We start from the raw sequence: 17,991 nt of genomic DNA on the forward strand, positions 1-17,991 counted from the left end.
TCACACCGCTGAAACCTGCTCGGGGAGGCTCGCTCCCGAGACCTGCTCGGTGACGAGGACGCTCGCGTTCGTCGGCAGCAAGTGGACGCCCCTGGTGATCTTCCGCCTGAGGTCCGGCGCGAAGCGGTACAGCGAGCTGCTGCAGCTGCTGCCGGGCATCAGCCCCAAGACGCTCGCCGACCGGCTTCAGACTCTCGAAGGCGAAGGGCTGCTCACCCGCACCGTCCACCCCGACAAGCCGCCGCGGGTGGAGTACGCGCTGACCGAGCGCGGCCGGGGACTGAGCGACATCCTCGACACGATCGCCGAGTGGGCCGTCACCTGACCCCTGCGGCGAGCACTCGCACCGATGCGGCGGATCTTCCTGCGGGTCCCGTCGGGGCGCGGGTTCCGTCAGATCTCCAGGATCAGGGTGATGGGGCCGTCGTTGGTGAGGCCGACCTTCATGTCGGCGCCGAAGACACCCGTCTCCACGTGCGCGCCGAGCGCGCGCAGCTCCGCGCAGACGGCCTCGACCAGCGGCTCGGCCACCGGTCCGGGGGCCGCCGCCTGCCAGGTGGGCCGGCGGCCCTTGCGGGCGTCGCCGTACAGGGTGAACTGGCTGACCACGAGCAGCGGCGCGCCGATGTCCGAGCACGACTTCTCGCCGGACAGGATCCGCAGGCCCCAGAGCTTCGCGGCCAGCTTCGCCGCCTCGGCCGGGGTGTCGGTGTGCGTCACCCCCACCAGCACGAGCAACCCCGGCTCGTCGATCGCCCCGACCGTTGCCCCGTCCACCACCACCGACGCGGAACTCACCCGCTGTACGACCGCACGCATGCCCTCATCATCCCGCCTCCCGGAACCTTCGTAGACTCTGCGCGGAAGGAGACAAAGGTGTCTACTGGGTCGTTGGTTGTCGAAGTCGTCCGTTCGGGGTTCGTGGAGTCCACGCACCGGGCGCGGATGCTGGCGGTGGGAGCGGACGGCTCCCTGGTGCGGGTGCACGGCGCGGTGGACGCGCTGGTCTCCCCCCGTTCGTCGATGAAGCCGCTGCAGGCTCTCGGCATGGTGCGCAGCGGGCTCGCGCTGGAGGGGGAGCTGCTCGCGCTGGCCTGCGCGAGCCACGCGGGGGAGGCGTTCCACGTGGAAGGCGCCCGCAAGATCCTCTCCGGCGCCGGGGTGGAGGAGGAGGCGCTGCGCTGCCCGGAGGACCTGCCGGAGGACGCCGCCTCGCGTGAGGCGGTGCTGCGCTCGGGCGGCGGCAGGGCTCGGATCCACATGAACTGCTCCGGCAAGCACGCCGCGATGCTCGCCACCTGCGCGGTCAACGGCTGGCCCCTGGAGACCTATCTCGACCCGGCGCACCCGTTGCAGCGGGCCATCCGCGACACGGTCGAGGAGCTGACCGGCGAGCGGGTCGCCGCCACCGGCGTGGACGGTTGCGGCGCTCCGCTGTTCTTCGTCTCGATGCGGGGGGTGGCCCGCGCTTTCCGGGCTCTCGTCCTGGCCGAGCCGGGAACTCCCGAGCGTCGGATCGCCGACGCATTCCGGGCCCACCCCGAGTGGACCTCCGGCACGACCCGACCGGAGGCCCGGCTGATGCGGGCGATCCCCGGGCTGATGGTCAAGGCCGGGGCCGAGGCGTTCGACGCCTTCGCGTTCGAGGACGGCCGGGCGGGCACGGTCAAGATCGAGGACGGTGGCCAGCGCGCCCGGGTGCCCGTCACCGTCGCAGCCCTGCGCGCGCTCGGGTTCGACTCCCCCGAGCTCGACGAGCTCGCCGCCGGCGTGCTGTACGGCGGAGGCCGTCCGGTGGGGGAGGTCCGGCTGGGCGGGGAGCGGCCGCAGACCTCTCCGGCGGAGGCTCAGGCCGGGTAGCCGGCGGGAGGGGCGCCTCGCCCGGGACGGGGCTCGCCGCGCGGATCGGGCGGCGGTCCCGTCTTCGGCGCGGTGGCCTATGTTCCCGTGCCCACCCGGACGTCGCCGGTCGGCCCGGAACCCCCTCCCCGGCCGTCGGCCGGGTGATCGAGGACGGTGAAGAGCACGACCGCGATCCAGAGCACGGTGATCCCGACGGCCAGTTCCAGGACGAGCCCGGGCCAGCCGGCGCCTCGTGACTCACCGGACCCGGTGGGCTCGGCGGGTCTCGGGCGGCGCTCCGTCCTGCCGAGGGCGGCGAAGCCGAGGGCGACGGAGGCGAGGGTGATGAGGGCCGAGGCCCATGAGGCGAGGGGAGTGAAGGCGGTGGCGAGGACGGCGACGCCGCCCGCGGTGAGGGAAGCCAGGCCGAGCCCGTTGCCGGGCCGTGACCGCTGGGCTGCGTAGCCGTGGCGGGCAGGGTAGGGCTGAGGGTCTGACGGTAGGCCGTACGCGTAGGTCATGGCCGCTCCCGGTCGAGGGGTGAAGTACAGAGTGTTGACGGCTTAATACCCGCTCGGGTTGCCGTTCCTCTGCAAATAAATTTGCGCGCACGGGGTATGGGGGGTGATTCCGTGCTGATATAAGGCGATATGGATGGATCATCGCCGGAGAAGATTTTCCATTCCGTGATTTCTCTGGCCACTTGCCCGCGCCCCGATACAATTACGACTGCTCAAGACGGTCTCTTCGGACTCTCCGGACGAAGGCGGGGGTGCCGCCCCGGAGGTCGCGTGGATTCGCGTCATCACACGGGTCCGGGGGCCCACCGTCCATGTCGGCAACTCAGAGTTCTCCGGGGTGTCATGCGCGAGCCTGTGGGAAAAGGACGCCGAATTCCCATTTTCGCTGTTTTTGTGGCGATTTCCTTTCTTGTTGCGGGATGTGGCCGGGAGGTGGGTGAGGTCGTACCGCGGAGCCAGGCCATGGCCCACCCGATCGCGCCCAGGGTGATCCCCGCAGCCGGGGCCCAGACCGTAATGATCATCGGTGACAGTTTCACCGTCGGGTCGGGCCCGGTGGCGCGCTGGGAGAGCTACGCCGCGCTGGCCGCCCGGGAGCTGGACTGGCAGCTGATCACCGCGGGGGCGGCCGGGACCGGTTTCGTCAACCCCGGCCGGGTGGGCCGGACCTTCCAGGACTCCTTCGACCGTGAGCTCGCCTGGCGTCCCGCCCCCGATCTGCTGATCGTCTCCGGCGGCCACAACGACCGCAACACCCCGCCGAGCCAGGTCTACGGGGCCGCCGCGCGACTGCTGGACTCGATCCACGAGCGCTGGCCCGGCACCAGGGTCGTGGTGGTCGGCCCGCTGTGGATGGGGACCGCCCCGGGCTGGGCCTTCCAGGTCCGGGACGCCGTCGCGCTCGCCGCCGCGGAGGCGGGCGCGCCTTTCCTCGACCCGCTCGGCCAGCACTGGAGCGGCGCGATGGTCCTCGCCGACGGCGTCCACCCCACCCTGGAGGGACACGTCGGCATCGCCCGCTGGCTGGTCATCGCGCTGCGCGAGAACGGCTTCGAGCGATCCTCCTGACCGCCGCGTACACCAGCCCCACTCCGACGAGCAGCAGGTCCGTCATCACGGCCGCGCTCTTCACCGCGGTCAGTGCGGGCATCAGCCCCGCCGGGCCCGGCGAGGGATGCCCGGTCAGCAGGATCACCAGGACGACGTTCTCCGCGTAGTCGGCCACCATGCCCGCCGCCGGGACCGCCCAGAGCCACCGTGCGGCCCGGCCGAGCGTCATGGCCAGCACGAGCGCGCAGGTCAGGGCGAACAGCAGCGGGAGCAGGACGTCGAGGGTGGCCAGCAGGAGCAGATAGCGCTCCCGTCCCTCCTCCCCGTAGGCGTCCAGGGCCTGGCGCACGCCCTCGGCGGAGTCGCGCGGCTCCAGGTCCAGGATGCCGACGCCGCCCGAGATCTCCTTGATGCCCGCCGCGCTGAACGGCAGGCCGATGTTGGCCAGCACGAGGACCGGGACCAGCAGCGCCAGCAGGGCCGCCAGCACCCGGCCCCGGACGAGCCGCGCCGCCCGGCCCCGGACCGCAGGCTCCCCGTTCCCGGTGCGGCGCGTCGCCGGACCGTCGAGATGGGCTCTCACCGGTTCACCTCCTCCAGGGTCGCGGGCAGGCCCTCGCGGATGGAGGGGTGGCGGAGGACGAACCCCGTCTCGGCCAGCGCCGAGACGTCGGCGGCGGTGTCCAGGGTCAGCGTCTCCGCCGCGACCCCGCCGACGGCCGCCGCGGTCAGCCATCGGGGCAGTCTCCGGGGCGCGGGGGCGCCGAGCAGCCGGGCGGTCTCACCGAACAGCTCTCCCAGCGTCGTGGCCGTGCCGTCGGTCGCCACGAAGCTCCGGCCCGCGACTCCGTCCAGACCCGCCACGTGGACCAGGGCCCGCGCGGCGTCCTCGACGTGCACGATCGGCAGCCGGTTGTTCCCCGAGCCGAGGACGGGTATGCGGCGCCGGGCCAGACCCGGCACGATCACGTCGCCGAACCCCTTGCCCGGGCCGTAGACCATGTTCCCCAGGTAGACGTGCACGGCGGGCAGTCCGGATTGCTCGATCAGCCGCCGGACGGGCAGTCCGATGCGGGCGAACCCGTAGGGGGCCGTGCGGAGGGGGGAGGTGTGCGAGACCGTGCGCTCCTCTCCCGGGTCCAGGTCGTCCACTCCGCTGACCGAGACCAGCAGCGGGCACCGGTCGGCGGGCAGGGAGCCGAGGGTCCGCAGTACCCCCGAGGTCGTCTCCCGTCGGGCGGCGCCGACCTGTCGGGCCGCGCGCCGGGTCATCCGGGCGGGCAGCCGGGGCTGGATGAGGTCGATGACGGCCCGCGCGTCCCGTGCGGTCTCCGCCCATGTGCCGGGGTCCGTCACGGTGAACCGGTGCGGCGTCCCGCCCGCCTCCGCCACCCGCCGGGCGGCCTCGCCGGTGCGGACGAGGCCGGTGACCTCCCACCCGGCGGCGGCGGCCTCCCGTACGGCGGTGCGCCCGATGAACCCTCCGGCGCCGAGGATCAGCAGTCTCAATGTCACTCCCTGAAAGGGGGGTTAGCATTTGCTAACCCACTGGGCGGTGAAAAGGCCCCCTCGGGGGCCGCGGAGCTCAAACGGCGATCATTCGGCTGATCAGCGGTTTCAGGGCGGTGTCCACCTCCTCTGAGGAGAGCTCGCCGAAGTGCCGCATCCGGGCGTACTGCGCGACGGTGCCGCTGATCGCGGCGACCATCAGATCGGTGGGGACGGAGGCGGTGACCCGCCCCTCGGCCACCCCGTCGCGGAGCAGGGCCCGCATCAGCTCGATGAGGGAGGCCTTCCGCTCGGCGGGGGGCAGCCGCGGCCAGTAGATCCGCAGGTTGTCCTGGACGTAGAGGAAGGCCTCGGGTTCGCCGTCCAGGATCGCGCCGAACGCCCGCAGCAACGAGCCGAGCCGCTCGTCGAAGGGACGCCCCGGCGCGCACGCCAGTGCGGCCCGGTCGTGCAGGTGCGCGTAGCACCTGCCGAACAGGTGCAGGGCCAGCTCATCCTTCGTGGCGAAGAACTTGAACAGGGCGGGATTGGTGTAGCCGCTGGCTCGGGCGATGTCGCGCACGGTCGTGCCGTCCACGCCCCGCTCGACGAAGAGCCGCAGGGCCTCGGTCAGGATGCGCCGCTTGGAGGGCGGGTCGCGCTCGTCCACGAAGAAGGGGTCGGCCATGGAAGGGAAGTTAGCATCTGCTAACCGCCCTTGTCGAGGGGCGGGCGGCCACCGGAGCGGCCGCCCGCCGTACGGCTGCTAGGAGATGACGGGCGCGGGCGGGGTGCCGGTGCCGTTCCAGGAGCCGATGAAGCCGAAGGTGGTCGAGCCGCCGGCCGGGATGGAGCCGTTCCAGGCGGCGTTGGAGAAGGTGTGGGCGGTGCCGGAGCTGCTCAGGGCCGAGCTCCAGTTCTGGGTGATCCGCACGCTCTCCGGGTAGGTCAGCGTGACCCGCCACGAGGTGACGGGGTCCGAGCAGGTGATCTTGACCTCGCCCTGGAAGCCGCCGGGCCAGGAGTTGACCACCCGGTAGGCGGGCGTGCAGCCGCCGCCGGAGCCCGCGGTGGTGGTGAACGTCGCCGTCTCGGAGGCGGTGGAGGTGTTTCCGGCGGCGTCGCGGGCGACGACGTGGACGGTGTAGGCCGTCTCGGGGGTCAGGCCGGTCAGGGTGACGGAGTTGGCGGTCGACGAGCCCAGCTTGGTGGTGCCCCGGTAGACGTCGTAGCCGGTGACGCCCACGTTGTCGGTGGAGGCGGTCCAGGTCAGGGTGGCGCCGGTCGCGGTGATCGCCGAGGCGGCGGGTCTGCCCGGCGTGGACGGGGGCGTGGGGTCGACGGGCGGGCCGCCCGCGAGGGCGTCGTGGACGGCCGTGTAGGCGGGCTTCTCGTCGTAGCTCTCGTCGTAGATCAGGGCCGCGCCCTGGCCGGGGAAGGTGTCCGGGACCCAGGAGTACTTGTCGGTGAAGCCCCAGATCGTGATGCCGGTGCACCGGGCCACCGCCAGGCAGGCCTTGACCATGTTCGTGTAGTAGGCGGCCTGGGTGGCGTCCTTGGTCGCGTCCCTGGGCATCTGCATGCGGATGTCGATCTCGGTGATCCGGACGTTCACCCCGAGGTCGGCGAAGCGCTGGATGTTCTCCTGGACCTGGCCGGGGAAGCCGTACTGGATGGCCAGGTGGCTCTGCAGGCCCACGCAGTCGATCGGTACGCCCTGCGCCTTCAGCGTCCTGACCAGGTTGTACATCGCGGTGCTCTTGGCGTTGACGCCCTCGACGTTGTAGTCGTTGATGCACAGCTCCGCGTCGGGGTCGGCCGCGCGGGCGTACCGGAAGGCGTCGGCGATGTAGCCGTCGCCCAGCTTCTGGTACCAGAACGAGTTCCGCATGGCGCCGTTGTCGTCGAAGACCTCGTTCACCACGTCCCAGGACTTCACGACGGGGTTGCTCGCGTAACGCCCGGCGACCCTGGCGATGTGGTTCTGCATGGCCGAGCGCAGGTCGGCGGCGGAGAGGTTCTGCACCCAGTTCGGCGTCTGGCTGTGCCAGACCAGCGTGTGCCCGTGCACCTGCTGGTCGTTCGCCTCGGCGAAGGCGACGATCTGATCCGCCGCGGTGAAGGTGAACTGGTTCTGGCTGGGCTCGGTGGCGTCCCACTTCATCGCGTTCTCGGCGGTGATCTGGTTGAACTCCGAGGCGGCGATGGTGCGGTAGGCGCTCTCGCCGGCCAGCGGGGAGGTGGCCAGCGCGGTGCCGATGAACTTGCCGCGCGCCTCGGCGTGCGCGCGCAGGGTGTCCGATGCGTGGGCCGGTACGGCGGGCAGCAAGACCGCCGCGGCCGGGAGGACGGCGAGCGCTCCGGTCAGGAGCGCTCTGCGGAGTCTGGACATGGGGTTCCTTTCTGGATGAAAACTTCCGGCTATAGGCCGAAACTTTCGGAGGCGGGCCGACGGGAGGGGGCACGGCGCGGGCCGTACCCCCTCGGGGCTAGGAGATGACGGGGACGGGCGGGGTGCCCGTGCCGGTCCAGGAGGCGATGAAGCCGAAGGTGGTCGAGCCGCCGACCGGGATGGAGCCGTTCCAGGCGGCGTTGGAGAAGGTGAAGGCGGTACCGGAGGCCGACAGGGTCGAGCTCCAGTTCTGGGTGACCTTCACTCCGGCCGGGTAGGTCAGCGTGGTCTTCCACGAGTTCACGGCGGCGGCGCACTTGACCGTGACCTCGCCCTGGAAGCCGCCCGGCCAGGAGTTGACCAGCTTGTAGGTGGCCGCGCAGTCGCTCGGCGGGGTCGAGGTGGTCGTGAACGACGTGGTCTCGGAGGCGTCGGAGACGTTCCCGGCGGCGTCGCGGGCGACGACGTGGACGGTGTAGGCCGTCTCGGGGGTCAGGCCGGTCAGGGTGAGGGAGTTCGCAGCCGAGGAACCGAGCTTGGTGGTGCCCCGGTAGACGTCGTAGCCGGTGACGCCCACGTTGTCGGTGGAGGCGGTCCAGGTCAGGGTGGCGCCGGTCGCGGTGATCGCCGAGGCCGTCGGCTTGCCGGGCGTGGTGGGCTTCTCCGTGTCGGTGCCGCCCCCGCCGTAGATCTTCGCCTCGACGGAGGTCTGCGCGATGCCGTTGGCGCCGTTGAACAGGCGCTGTCCCCAGGGGGTCAGGGCACTGGCGTTGAAGTTGGTGACCTGGTCGAGATACTCGACGCCGCCGCCGTTGCCGCTCCAGGACCAGCCGAAGTAGCCCAGGCCCCGCGCCTGCGCCTGGGACATGATCGTGTCCTCGTCGGGGTCGCCGTCGGAGTGATTGAACCCGAACTCGCCGATGACCAGGGGGAGCCCGGCGGTCTGGAACGCCTGGAGGTAGTCGGTGACCTCGGCCGCGGTGTCGAACACGCCGTACATGTGGATCGAGAAGATCGTGTTGCGGTCCGGGTCGGCGGCGAAGACGGTCTTGGCGTTGTCCCGCATGGCGAAGCGCCAGTCCTGGCCCCAGTTGGGGGCGTCGACCATGAGCGCGTGGTCGAACCCGGCCTCGCGCATGCGCTTGATCGCGCCTGCGGTGGCCGTGGTCCAGTCCGGGGTGACGGCGTTGTTGCCGATCGGCTCGTTGCCGATGTTGACGATGACGTAGTCTTCCTGGCCCTCCAGCGCGCTCTTCACGCTGATCCAGTAGTTCACGGCCTGGTCGAGGGTGTAGGCGCCGGCCTGCTCGCCGTACCCGGTGGTGTCGTGGTTCTCCAGTACGCAGATGAGCTTGTTCTGCTTGCACAGGGAGACGACGTTCGCCACGTCGGCGGCGCTGTTGGCGGTCCACCGGCCGCCGCTCAGCACCACGCGCACGGCGTTGGCGCCGAGTGCCTTGATCCCGGCGAAGGAAGCGGTCTGGGTCGGGTACCAGGTGTGCGCGTGGGAGGTGCCCCGCATGACGAGCGGGGTGCCGTCGGCCTCGACGATCTCCGTGCCGCTCACGTGGATGCCGGTGGCGGCCTGGGCGGGCGGTGCCGCCACGAGGAACGAGGTGAGGGCCGCGGCGACCGCCGCGATGGTGAGTCGTGCTCTCATGACCTGCCTTGAGGGGGAAGGGGGCCGACCGGGCGGAGGGGTCCGCTGCGCCCGGCCGGCGTTCGTGGGAGGCGCCCCGGAAGGACCGGGAGGCCGGGGAGGGTCAGCTCGCGGTACAGGTCACCGCGGCAGGGAGGCCGTTGGTGCCGTTCTGGCTCGCGGTGAAGCCGAACGACGCCGACGCGTTCGGGGCCAGCGCGCCGTTCCAAGCGACGTTCTTGACGGAGACGTCGGCGCCGGTCTGGGTGTGCGCGCCGTTCCAGAGCTGGCTGATCACCTGGCCGTTCGCGAACTTCCAGGTGACGGTCCAGCCCTTGATGGCTGAACTGCCCTGGTTGGTGACGGTGACGTCGGCCTGGAAGGCGCCCTGCCAGGAGTTGGTCACCTTGTAGACGGCCGAGCAGCCCCCGGCCGGGGCGTCGGTCGTGGTGAACGCCGTACGCTCCGACGCCTCGGAGGAGTTGCCCGCGGCGTCCCGGGCCACCACGTGCACGGTGTACTCCGTGGCGGGGGACAGGCCGGTGAGGTCGAAGGACGTGCCGGAGGCGGTGCCGACCTTGGTGCCGCCCCGGTAGACGTCGTAGCCGGTGACCCGCACGTTGTCGGTGGAAGCGGCCCAGGTCAGCCGGGCGGTGCTCCCGGTGATCGCGGAGACGGCGGGCTCGCCGGGCTTCGAGGGCGCGACCTCGTCGTCCGGCGGCGGCTCGTCACCGGGCGGGTTGCCCCAGATCCTGGTGCTCCCGGAGTAGAGCGTGATGTTGTCCACCCGCACCGGGGTCGAGCCCGGTGTGGTGGACACGCCCTCGTACGACCAGTCGTTGGCCGGGTCCCAGGCGCCGGTGCTCGCGATCCGGAACTGGACCTCCCGGCGGTGCTGTGACTGGCCTGCGGGGGAGATCGAGGTGCCGGAGCAGTCGATCGTGACGTAGTAGACCTTGCCGGAGAGCGGGGTCGGGCCGGTCGGGGGCGAGCACTGGTTGTAGGCGGAGGAGACGGTGACCTGGCTCGCGGTGGTCTCGCCGTCGAGGGTGAAGTAGTAGCGGAAGGAGCCGTCGGTCAGGTTCCGCGCGGGCCAGGCGGACTGGTTGCGGACGATCGCCTTGATCTCGGTGAAGGCGCTCCCGGTGGCGTTCACCCCGGCCTCGACGAAGATCTCGGGTCCGTCGGGGGTCTCCTTCGCGGGGAAGCCCGCCGCGGGGGCTCCGCCGTACTCGCCGTAGAGGCGGGCCAGCGCGCTGGTGAAGCCCGCGTTGTAGTCGGTGGCGACCTCGTTCATCACGTAGTCGTCACGTTTGTCGGTGTAGGCGTCGTCCGGGTCGGGCGGACCGCCGACGAGCGCGCCGTACAGGGTGTGGCGGGTCTCGGCGGGGTTGGTGATCTGGTCGGTCCAGGAGCCGTGCGCGGTGCGGTGGTGCGGGTTCTTCGGCGGGTTGGCGCCGAAGCCGACCACGTAGGAGGAGTTGCGGGGGTTGTCGCCGAGCGCGTAGTCGATCTGCCGCTTGGCGAAATCGTGATATCTCACCTTGCGGGTGGTGTCGGTGATCGAGTCGGAGTGCACGAGTGCTGCGAACGAGGTGTTGGCCGCGTAGCGCAGCGACCCCCACCGGTCGAGTACGGCCTGCCCGCCGGGTGAGTACCTGATCCGCTGCCCGTTGACCCCGACCGTCCAGTAGTCCAGCCACCGGTTGGCGTCGTCGAGGTAGCGCTGCTTGCCGGTGAGCTTGTGCAGCAGCACGTAGGCGCCGTAGGACTTGTCGTCCCAGGCGATCGTCCACTTGTAGGACTTGGTGGTGGACTGCGGCTCGGTGCCGAGGCTGTCGTAGGCGGACTCGGCCTTGGCCAGGTAGGAGCTCTCGCCGGTGGCCCGGTGCAGCCAGATCGCGCCCCAGACCAGCTCGTCGTTGTAGCCGCTCCAGGAGTTGTAGTAGCCCTGGGCGTCGGTGATGCACTCGCTGTACTTCTTGCGCACGGTGTCGGCGAAGGTGTACAGCTCCCGCGCGTGCTTCACCAAAGTGTCGGCATAAGTTGGATTCGTCGGACGGAAGACGATCGACGAGGCCGCCATCGCCGCCGCCGTCTCCCCGGCCAGGTCCGACCCGCCGCAGGAGGCGTCGATCTTGAACGCCGGCCGGTCCATCGGCATCGCCTCGGCCGGGCCCCACCAGGCGTGGTCCCTGCCGCCGTGCCCGACCTGGCCGTAGAGCACGTTCGCCGACGGGTGGGCCTTGATGAAGTAGTCGTTGACGAACTTCAGGTTGTTCAGCAGGTGGGTGAGCTGCCCGGAGGAGGCGTAGGCGTCCCGGTACTCCACCGCGCCCCAGGCCAGCATGGTCGTGCTGGCCGCCATCGGCAGGCCGAACTTCACGTGGTCGCCCGCGTCGTACCAGCCGCCGGTCAGGTCCAGTCCGGCGTCCTTGCCGTCGTCCAGGGCCGAGTCGCCGCGCCAGCCGACGCGGTTCCAGCTCGGCAGCTTCCCGGACTGCTGGGCCTCGTAGAACCAGATGGACTTCTGCAGCGCCTCGCCGTAGTTGAACTCCGGCGCGGCGGCGGTCAGGGTGGCGGCGGCCGCGGTGGCGGCCGGCAGCGGAACGGCCGCCAGAGCCGCCAGGGCGAGCACCGCCAGGGATCTCTTCATAAGGGGGGTGCCTCTCGCAGAGAAGGTGGTGCCCGGGGCGCGGCGGCAGGTCAGGGGTGCCGCCGCGCCCCGGGGTGTCGGGCCGGTCCCGCCCGCGGGCACCGGTCAGGCCGGAGAGGGGAGAGACCTGCCCGGGCCCGTCCGGGGGACCGGCCGGCCGGTCAGGGGAAGAGCCGGCCGTACTCGGCCAGGGCCACGGCCACGTCGACCTGGGCCCAGAACCGGTGGAAGGTGAAGGTCGGCGCGGGGCCGGTGCCCTTCAGGTAGGCGTCCACCTTCGGCCAGTCCGGGTCGTTCTTGTAGAAGGACCGGATGGACAGGAAGGTGGAGTTGCTGTCGATCACGTCGCCGTTGGGCATCTTGCCGGTCCAGCCCGCCGGGACGTAGACCGGGTCGTTGAGCCGGCTGTAGTCGGCCTTGGTCTCGGTGGTCGAGACGCCCTTGGCGTCCTGGTTGTTCTTCCACATGCCGTCGAGCAGGCCCTTGGCGATGTCCCGGGACTTGGTGTCGCCGGACTTGGCCGCGTAGTACATCAGAACCTTGGCGTAGGAGCCGGCCACGCCCACGTCGGTCGTGTAGTCCCTGATGCTGACGTGCAGCCCGGAGTTGGAGCCCGGGTTGGACGGGTTCCAGGTGTCGGGCTGGCCGGTCCACACCAGCGTCGAGGGGATCTGGTAGGTCCCGTCGGCGTTGATCGTGGTGTTGTCGGTGGCCCACTTGACCCACTTGTCCAGCACGACCTTGGCGTCGGCGTTGCCGGTGGCGTAGTACAGCTCCGCCACGCGCTCCATGGACCAGGCCTGGAAGCCGAACCACTGGTTGGACGGCGGGTCGTGGTAGACCGGCTGCCAGTCGTAGGCCATGCCGTAGAAGGTCGGCAGGGTCGACGGCGGCGTGGCGTAGTGGCCCTGCCAGCTGTTGGTCGCGCCGCCCGCGATCGCGCCCTCGCTCGACTGCAGCCAGCGGTAGAACTCAAGCTGCCGGTCCAGGCTCTTGTCCCAGTCCTGTACGGCGGTCGCCCCCTTGGGCTTGAGCGCGTCCACGCTGGACAGCACCCACGCGGCCATCGGGTTCTGGTAGCCGGAGTGGTTGTGGCTGGAGCCGATCCGCCAGGCCCAGCCGGCGGAGGTGTCGATCGCCCCGCCCCAGGCGTAGTACCAGCTCAGCAGGTAGGCCGAGCTGTCCTTGCCGGTGCCGGCCGGGCAGGACGTGCTGGTGCAGCCCTGCTTCTTGAAGTACTTGTCGTACATCGCGTAGCGCAGGTAGTCGCCCATCTTCGCGGCCTTGGCGACCGAGGAGGCGACCTGCGACTCCTTGCCCTGCTCCTTGGCCCAGGTGTGCGCCCAGTAGGCGACCTGGACGGCGCGGGCGTCGGCGTCGGGGGCGTTGGTGTACTTCCACTGCTTGGCGTAGGAGGCGTCCCCGGTGAACAGGTCCAGGTAGCCGTTCTTGCCGCCGTGCTTGAAGGTGTCGCAGGACGGCTGGGGGATCGTCTCGAAGACCGACTCCTCCGGGCCGCGCTGGTAGGTGTTGATGTAGGCGGGCCTGGTGGTGCCGTCGCCGCAGCGGCCGAAGCCGTAGGTGTTGTCGACGTCGAGCAGCCAGTGCATGCCGTACACGTCACTGGTGCCGTAGGCGCTCTTCAGCTCGCCTGCGATCGGGTCCACGCCGACCGAGACGCCGCCGTCCAGCTTGGACGGGTACTGCTTGATGTCGTCCCACTCGCCGGCGTAGGTCGCGGGCTTGGAGGGGTTGTAGAAGGAGTTCGTCGGCTGGTCGGCGGTGGCCGGGATGATGTACTTCTCCATCGAGGCCCAGGCCGCGTTGAACTTGCTCCAGTCGCCGGTCACCTTGCCGTAGGCCGCCTCCAGCCACAGGTAGTAGCTGTAGGCCTCGGAGGTGGTCTCGTGCCCGTGGTCCGGCGCCTCGACCAGGAAGGTCTCGACCGAGTGGTACGGCACGCCCTCGGGGGAGAAGTAGCCGTTGGCCGGGTCCTTGAGCTTGTTGTACATCGTGGTGAAGCGCTTGATGTACTCGTTGTCCCCGCCGGGGGTGTCGTTGTCCACCTCGGTCGCGGTCGCCTTGGCGGCGGTGTGGCCGGTGGCGGTGGAGGTGAACTCGGCGCTGCCGGAGGTCGTGTCGGCGTCCTCGGCGGCCCTGACCGTCACCGTCTGGGCGGTGTTCCAGTTGGCCGGGGTGAAGACCAGCGACGCCCCGCCGCCGACGGACAGGTCGGCGTCCCCGCTCGTCCTGGCGGTCGTCACGGTGACGTTCGCCGCCGGGGCCTTGGAGAGCTTGACCGAGAGGGTCTCCGAGCCGCCTTCGGGCACGGCGACCGTGGCGGGCGTGAGGACCACCGCGGGCGCGGTGTCGGCCTTCACGCTGATCCCGACCGGCTCGGAGGTCTTCGCCAGACCCTTGTCGTCGGTGGCCTTCGCGGTGATCGAGTAGTCGCCGGCCGGCACGCCGGTCCAGTTGTGGGAGTACGGCGCGCTGGTGTCGGTGCCCAGCAGCGTGCTGCCGCTGTAGAACTCGACCTTGGCCACCGTGCCGTCGGCGTCGGAGGCGTCTGCGGCGATCTCCACCGTGGCGGGAGCGGTGAAGCTCGCCCCGGCGACCGGCTTGGTGAGCTTCACCGCGGGGGCCTGGTTGCCCGGCCCGCCGCCGCAGGCGACGCCGTTGATCGTGAAGGCGTCCGGCTTGGGGTTGCTCCCCGACCAGCTGCCGTTGAAGCCGATGTTCGTCGAGGCGCCGGTGGCGAGTCTGCCGTTCCAGTCCAGGCTCTTGGCGGTGACCGAGGCGCCGTCCTGCGCCCAGGTCGCGCTCCAGCCCTGCATCACCTTCTGCGTGGCGGTCGGGAAGTCGAAACCGAGGGTCCAGCCGTCCAGCGGGTCGCCCAGGTTTTTGATCGTGACGCTGGCGGTGAACCCGCCCTGCCAGTCGTTGGTGGAGTAGGCGACGTCACACGCGACGGCCGCGTGGGCGGGGGAGGCCGCCAGCGCGGTGGTCGTCCCGGCCGCCAGGCTGAGGAGAGCCAGCGTCGCGACGCGTCTCCGCCTCCTGGGGTGTGGGAGCGCTCCCGCTCTCGTGGGGTATCGGTCCATGGGAAAGGGTCCTCCAGGGGTGACTCGTTGCGATTCCGCTGGTAGAGGCGTCGCGCCGGATCAAGTAAGGGCGAAGGTCTGTGGGAGCGCTCCCAAAAGGGATTCTGGAGAGCGCCGGGAGGATGTCAATGGTGTGTCCGTCGGGTTGCGCGGGGGTTTCCCTCCGGTGCCGGTCAGACCGCTGCACCCGGGTGGGCGGGCTTTCCGGAACGTGAAACTTTCAGATGCGATCACGCCGCTCACACCTCGGCCTCCGCCGGCCTCCGCCGGCCGCATGGGGACGGGAACCGTCAGGGCAGAGGCGGATTGGCCAGTCTGGCGCGCTCCAGAGCCAGCTCCGGCCAGAATGTCCCGGGGCGCGGGGTCTCCACGCCGTAGACCGGATCCTCGGGGCCGACGGTGCCGCGCGTGCACGGCCCGTTCGCGAGGCCGGGGTCGGAGATCCACAGGTAGGCGTCGACCAGCTCCGCGTTCGTCACCGTCGCCGGCCGGAGGCCGGCGCCCCGGCCGGGAGGGTTGCACCACGTCTGAGGTTTCGGATAGATCTCGTCGGGAATCCACTCGCCCCGGCCGTTCCGGCTGGTGTCGATCACGAAGTGCGGAAGCACGGCCGGGTCGTCCGGCGCCGCCCCGATCTCCGCGTCGAGGCAGTCGTTCGTCCGCGCCGTCACCTGGACGTGCACGCACTTGGCCAGCCGGGTGCCGTACTCCACGAGGCCGCCGGTGGGCTGGTAGGCGCCGACGTTGAGGAAGAAGCCGTCGGCCCCGTCTATCCCCGCCTCGACGAGCCGGTGGGCGATCGTGCTCAGCGGGGGCCACTTCTCGAAACTGCCGTCGAGGTAGACGGCTGAGCGGGGCAGCTCCCCGAACCGTCCGACGGCGTAGGCGAGGCTGCGGAACCGCTCGCGCGCGGCCTCGTCGTCTCCCCGGCCGCACCCCTCGGTGCCGGGGACGTTCCCGAGGCTGTTGGGCTCCAGGATCAGCACCGCCCGGGCGTCGCCGATCCCCTCGGCGATCTCCCGGACCCAGGCGCGGTAGGCGGAGCCGTCCTTCGCGCCGGCCGCCTGGCAGTTCCGCATGGGCAGGTTGTAGACGACGAAGATGGGGACGGAGCCGGTCCGGGAGGCCTCCTCCACGGTGGCGGAGACGGTCCGGCGGGTCTCGGCGGCGGTGCCCTTCAGCCAGATGGCCCGGGGAACCGCCGAGAGCATCCGCATCAGCTCCACGTCCTGCTCGTGCCGCCCGGAGGCCGCCCATGACTCCGCCTGCCGGGCGGCGCCGCTGTCCGGCGGGTTGAAGAACCGCACACCTCCCTCGTCGAGGGGGTTGTGCCCGGAGGCGCCGAAGGGCCCTACGGCGGCTGCGGCGGACGGCGTGGCGCGCCCCCCGGCCGTCCCCGGTGCCGTCCCCGGTGCCGTCGTGCGGGAGTCCGCCGTGGCGGGCGGGGAGGACCGGGAGGAGCCGTCCACCGTTTCGGATCGCGAGGCCACCAGCAGCGTCACCGCGACCGCGAAGACGCTCAGCACCGCTCCCGCGCCCGCCCACAGCCGTGTCCGGGACCGGCCGGGGCTCCCCTCGGCGATCATCGCGCCGTGGGTGCCGGTCCCGGCGCCGCCTCCCCGGACACGCCCCGTCTCTCCCGTCTCGGCATCGTGCGTGCTCGGACCGGCGGGCCCGCCGGTCGCTCCCGGTTCCTCCGGCGCAGGCAGGACGTCCGGACGGGCCGCCACGGCGACCCGGCCCGGGGGAGGCGTCGCGTCCGCGTCCACCGGACCGGCGCTGAGCTCGTCCAGCAGATCCTGGGGGGTCGGGCGGTCGGCGGGGTCCTTGGCGAGGGCGGCGGTGACGAGCGGGAGGAGGTGGCCGGGCAGCCCGGACAGATCGGGCTCGTGGTGCGCCACCCGGTAGAGGAGCGCCGGGGCGGCGCCGGTGCCGAAGGGGCCGTGACCGCTGGCGGCGAAGACGAGCACCCCGCCCCAGGCGAAGACGTCCGAGGCCGGGGTGGCGGGCTCGCCCTTCACCTGCTCCGGCGACATGAACGCGGGGGTGCCCACCAGAACGCTGCTGACTTTGCCGAGGTTCTCCGCCAGCCGGGCGATGCCGAAGTCGATGACCTTGGGCCCGACCGGGGAGAGCAGCACGTTGGAGGGTTTGAGGTCGCGGTGGACGACCTGCGCCCTGTGGATGGCCCGCAACGCGACCGCGATGCTGGCCGCCAGGCCGTCGAGGCTGGAGCCGGTCAGCGGACCGCCGGTCTGGACGGCCTGCTCCAGGCTGGGGCCGGGCACGAACTCCGTCACCAGGTAGGCCAGGGCCCCGTCCACGTCGGCGGCGAGCACCGGAGCGGTGCAGAATCGGGCGACCCGCTGGGCGGCGGCCACCTCCTGCCGGAACCGGCTCCGGAATCCGGGATCGTCCGCGAGGTGCGCGTGGACCACCTTGACGGCCACCTGGGCGCCGGCCTCGTCACGGGCGAGATAGACCAGGCCCATCCCGCCCCGGCCGAGCCTGCCGAGCACGGTGTAGGGCCCGATCCGGCGCGGATCGTTGTCCTTCAGCTCGTCCATGAGCCCCCTGTCGGAACGTGACCCAAGGATCATAAAGGAATGGCCAAGACGCCCTTCGAACAGCTTTGTGACTTTTGCCGCTTCATATGGCTTCTATGGATTCATCCTGCGAAGACACGACAAACGATGGAAGAGGAGGGCCCATGAGCGGTGAGCGTGCCCGCGAATGGCAAGTATCCTCATATTGTCGGGACTCAGGGGCTGTGTGCTCTTGATCGTCCCTGTACGTTGACCTTAACTGGCCCTCGCGCCTGTCGCACCATCACGCCGTTCCCGCGGCCAGGCTCATAGGCAGGCGACCATGACGAAGTTGTCCATCCAGGTCACCCACTACCGTGCTTGCGTCGTCGTATCGATCGCGGGCGACCTGGACAAGGTTTCGGCTCCGGAACTGGAGCAGACGCTGACGGACCTGCTCGCGGGCGGGCACATCCATCTCATCGCCGACGTGTCGGAGCTGGATTTCTGCGATTCCACCGGGGTCTGGCTGCTCCTGTCCGGCCTGCGCCGGACCTTCGAGGCGGGCGGCTGGCTGCGCCTGGCGGGCGTCAGGGGGTTCCTCCAGCGTCTGCTGGAGCTCACCCGGCTCAGCGACGCGTTCCCCACCGACCCCACCGTCGCGGAGTCCCTGAGCCACGCCCCCACCCGGCGCTCCTCGCCCCCCACGGTCGCGTAGAGCCCGCCCGCAGCCGCGCGGTCGCACCGGACGGCCGGACGCGGTGGGGTGCGGCG

At 71.0% G+C, this 17,991-nt stretch carries 14 protein-coding genes; 4 read left to right on the plus strand and 10 right to left on the minus strand.

The annotated features are described in order from the left end of the window. The first annotated feature begins 49 nt into the window (after positions 1 to 49). Positions 50 to 325 carry a winged helix-turn-helix transcriptional regulator gene (locus HS041_RS07435; protein WP_196439745.1) on the plus strand — a complete coding sequence of 92 codons (276 nt, stop codon included), beginning with the start codon at positions 50 to 52 and terminating at the stop codon, positions 323 to 325. 68 nt (positions 326 to 393) lie between these two features. On the opposite strand, the gene dtd is transcribed toward HS041_RS07435, so the two are convergent. After that, entirely contained in the window at positions 394 to 819 is a 426-nt protein-coding gene (dtd, locus tag HS041_RS07440) for a D-aminoacyl-tRNA deacylase (RefSeq protein ID WP_196439746.1), read from the minus strand. Between the two features lie 72 nt (positions 820 to 891). Between dtd and HS041_RS07445 the strand changes: the two genes are divergently transcribed. After that, positions 892 to 1,860 (plus strand): asparaginase, encoded by a 969-nt coding sequence (locus tag HS041_RS07445; RefSeq protein ID WP_230878459.1) that lies wholly within the window; start codon positions 892 to 894, stop codon positions 1,858 to 1,860. A gap of 77 nt (positions 1,861 to 1,937) precedes the next feature. Here the strand turns inward: HS041_RS07445 and HS041_RS07450 are convergent, their stop codons facing one another. After that, positions 1,938 to 2,363: a hypothetical protein gene (locus HS041_RS07450; RefSeq protein WP_196439748.1), complete on the minus strand. Its 426-nt coding sequence runs from the start codon at positions 2,361 to 2,363 to the stop codon at positions 1,938 to 1,940. 462 nt (positions 2,364 to 2,825) lie between these two features. On the opposite strand from HS041_RS07450, the gene HS041_RS07455 reads away from it, so the two are divergent. After that, positions 2,826 to 3,431 (plus strand): SGNH/GDSL hydrolase family protein, encoded by a 606-nt coding sequence (locus tag HS041_RS07455; protein WP_196439749.1) that lies wholly within the window; start codon positions 2,826 to 2,828, stop codon positions 3,429 to 3,431. Here the strand turns inward: HS041_RS07455 and HS041_RS07460 are convergent. The 8 genes from HS041_RS07460 to HS041_RS07495 all read right to left on the minus strand — a co-directional run bounded on the left by HS041_RS07460 (position 3,391) and on the right by HS041_RS07495 (position 17,259). Continuing rightward, positions 3,391 to 3,996: a hypothetical protein gene (locus HS041_RS07460; protein WP_196439750.1), complete on the minus strand. Its 606-nt coding sequence runs from the start codon at positions 3,994 to 3,996 to the stop codon at positions 3,391 to 3,393. The two genes, HS041_RS07455 and HS041_RS07460, sit on opposite strands and share 41 nt — an antisense overlap. Further along, complete coding sequence (locus HS041_RS07465) at positions 3,993 to 4,922, minus strand: NAD-dependent epimerase/dehydratase family protein (protein ID WP_196439751.1); 930 nt, start codon at positions 4,920 to 4,922, stop codon at positions 3,993 to 3,995. Before HS041_RS07465 ends, HS041_RS07460 begins: the two co-directional genes overlap by 4 nt. Positions 4,923 to 4,998: 76 nt before the next feature. After that, positions 4,999 to 5,589, minus strand: a complete 591-nt coding sequence (locus HS041_RS07470; protein WP_196439752.1) for a TetR/AcrR family transcriptional regulator — start codon at positions 5,587 to 5,589, stop codon at positions 4,999 to 5,001. 78 nt (positions 5,590 to 5,667) lie between these two features. Beyond that, positions 5,668 to 7,293 (minus strand): endo-1,4-beta-xylanase, encoded by a 1,626-nt coding sequence (locus HS041_RS07475; protein WP_196439753.1) that lies wholly within the window; start codon positions 7,291 to 7,293, stop codon positions 5,668 to 5,670. 97 nt (positions 7,294 to 7,390) lie between these two features. Next, on the minus strand, positions 7,391 to 8,953 hold the full coding sequence (locus HS041_RS07480) for a cellulase family glycosylhydrolase (RefSeq protein WP_196439754.1): 1,563 nt from the start codon (positions 8,951 to 8,953) through the stop codon (positions 7,391 to 7,393). A gap of 103 nt (positions 8,954 to 9,056) precedes the next feature. Beyond that, positions 9,057 to 11,588, minus strand: a complete 2,532-nt coding sequence (locus HS041_RS07485) for a glycoside hydrolase family 9 protein (RefSeq protein WP_196439755.1) — start codon at positions 11,586 to 11,588, stop codon at positions 9,057 to 9,059. A gap of 161 nt (positions 11,589 to 11,749) precedes the next feature. After that, on the minus strand, positions 11,750 to 14,692 hold the full coding sequence (locus HS041_RS07490; protein ID WP_196439756.1) for a glycoside hydrolase family 48 protein: 2,943 nt from the start codon (positions 14,690 to 14,692) through the stop codon (positions 11,750 to 11,752). A gap of 290 nt (positions 14,693 to 14,982) precedes the next feature. Continuing rightward, positions 14,983 to 17,259: a glycoside hydrolase family 6 protein gene (locus HS041_RS07495; RefSeq protein ID WP_196439757.1), complete on the minus strand. Its 2,277-nt coding sequence runs from the start codon at positions 17,257 to 17,259 to the stop codon at positions 14,983 to 14,985. A 301-nt stretch (positions 17,260 to 17,560) separates the two neighbouring features. Between HS041_RS07495 and HS041_RS07500 the strand changes: the two genes are divergently transcribed. Further along, entirely contained in the window at positions 17,561 to 17,935 is a 375-nt protein-coding gene (locus HS041_RS07500) for an STAS domain-containing protein (protein WP_196439758.1), read from the plus strand. The last annotated feature ends 56 nt before the right edge of the window (positions 17,936 to 17,991 follow it).

It is taken from the genome of Planomonospora sp. ID67723, from assembly GCF_015711605.1.
Lineage (GTDB): Bacteria > Actinomycetota > Actinomycetes > Streptosporangiales > Streptosporangiaceae > Planomonospora_A.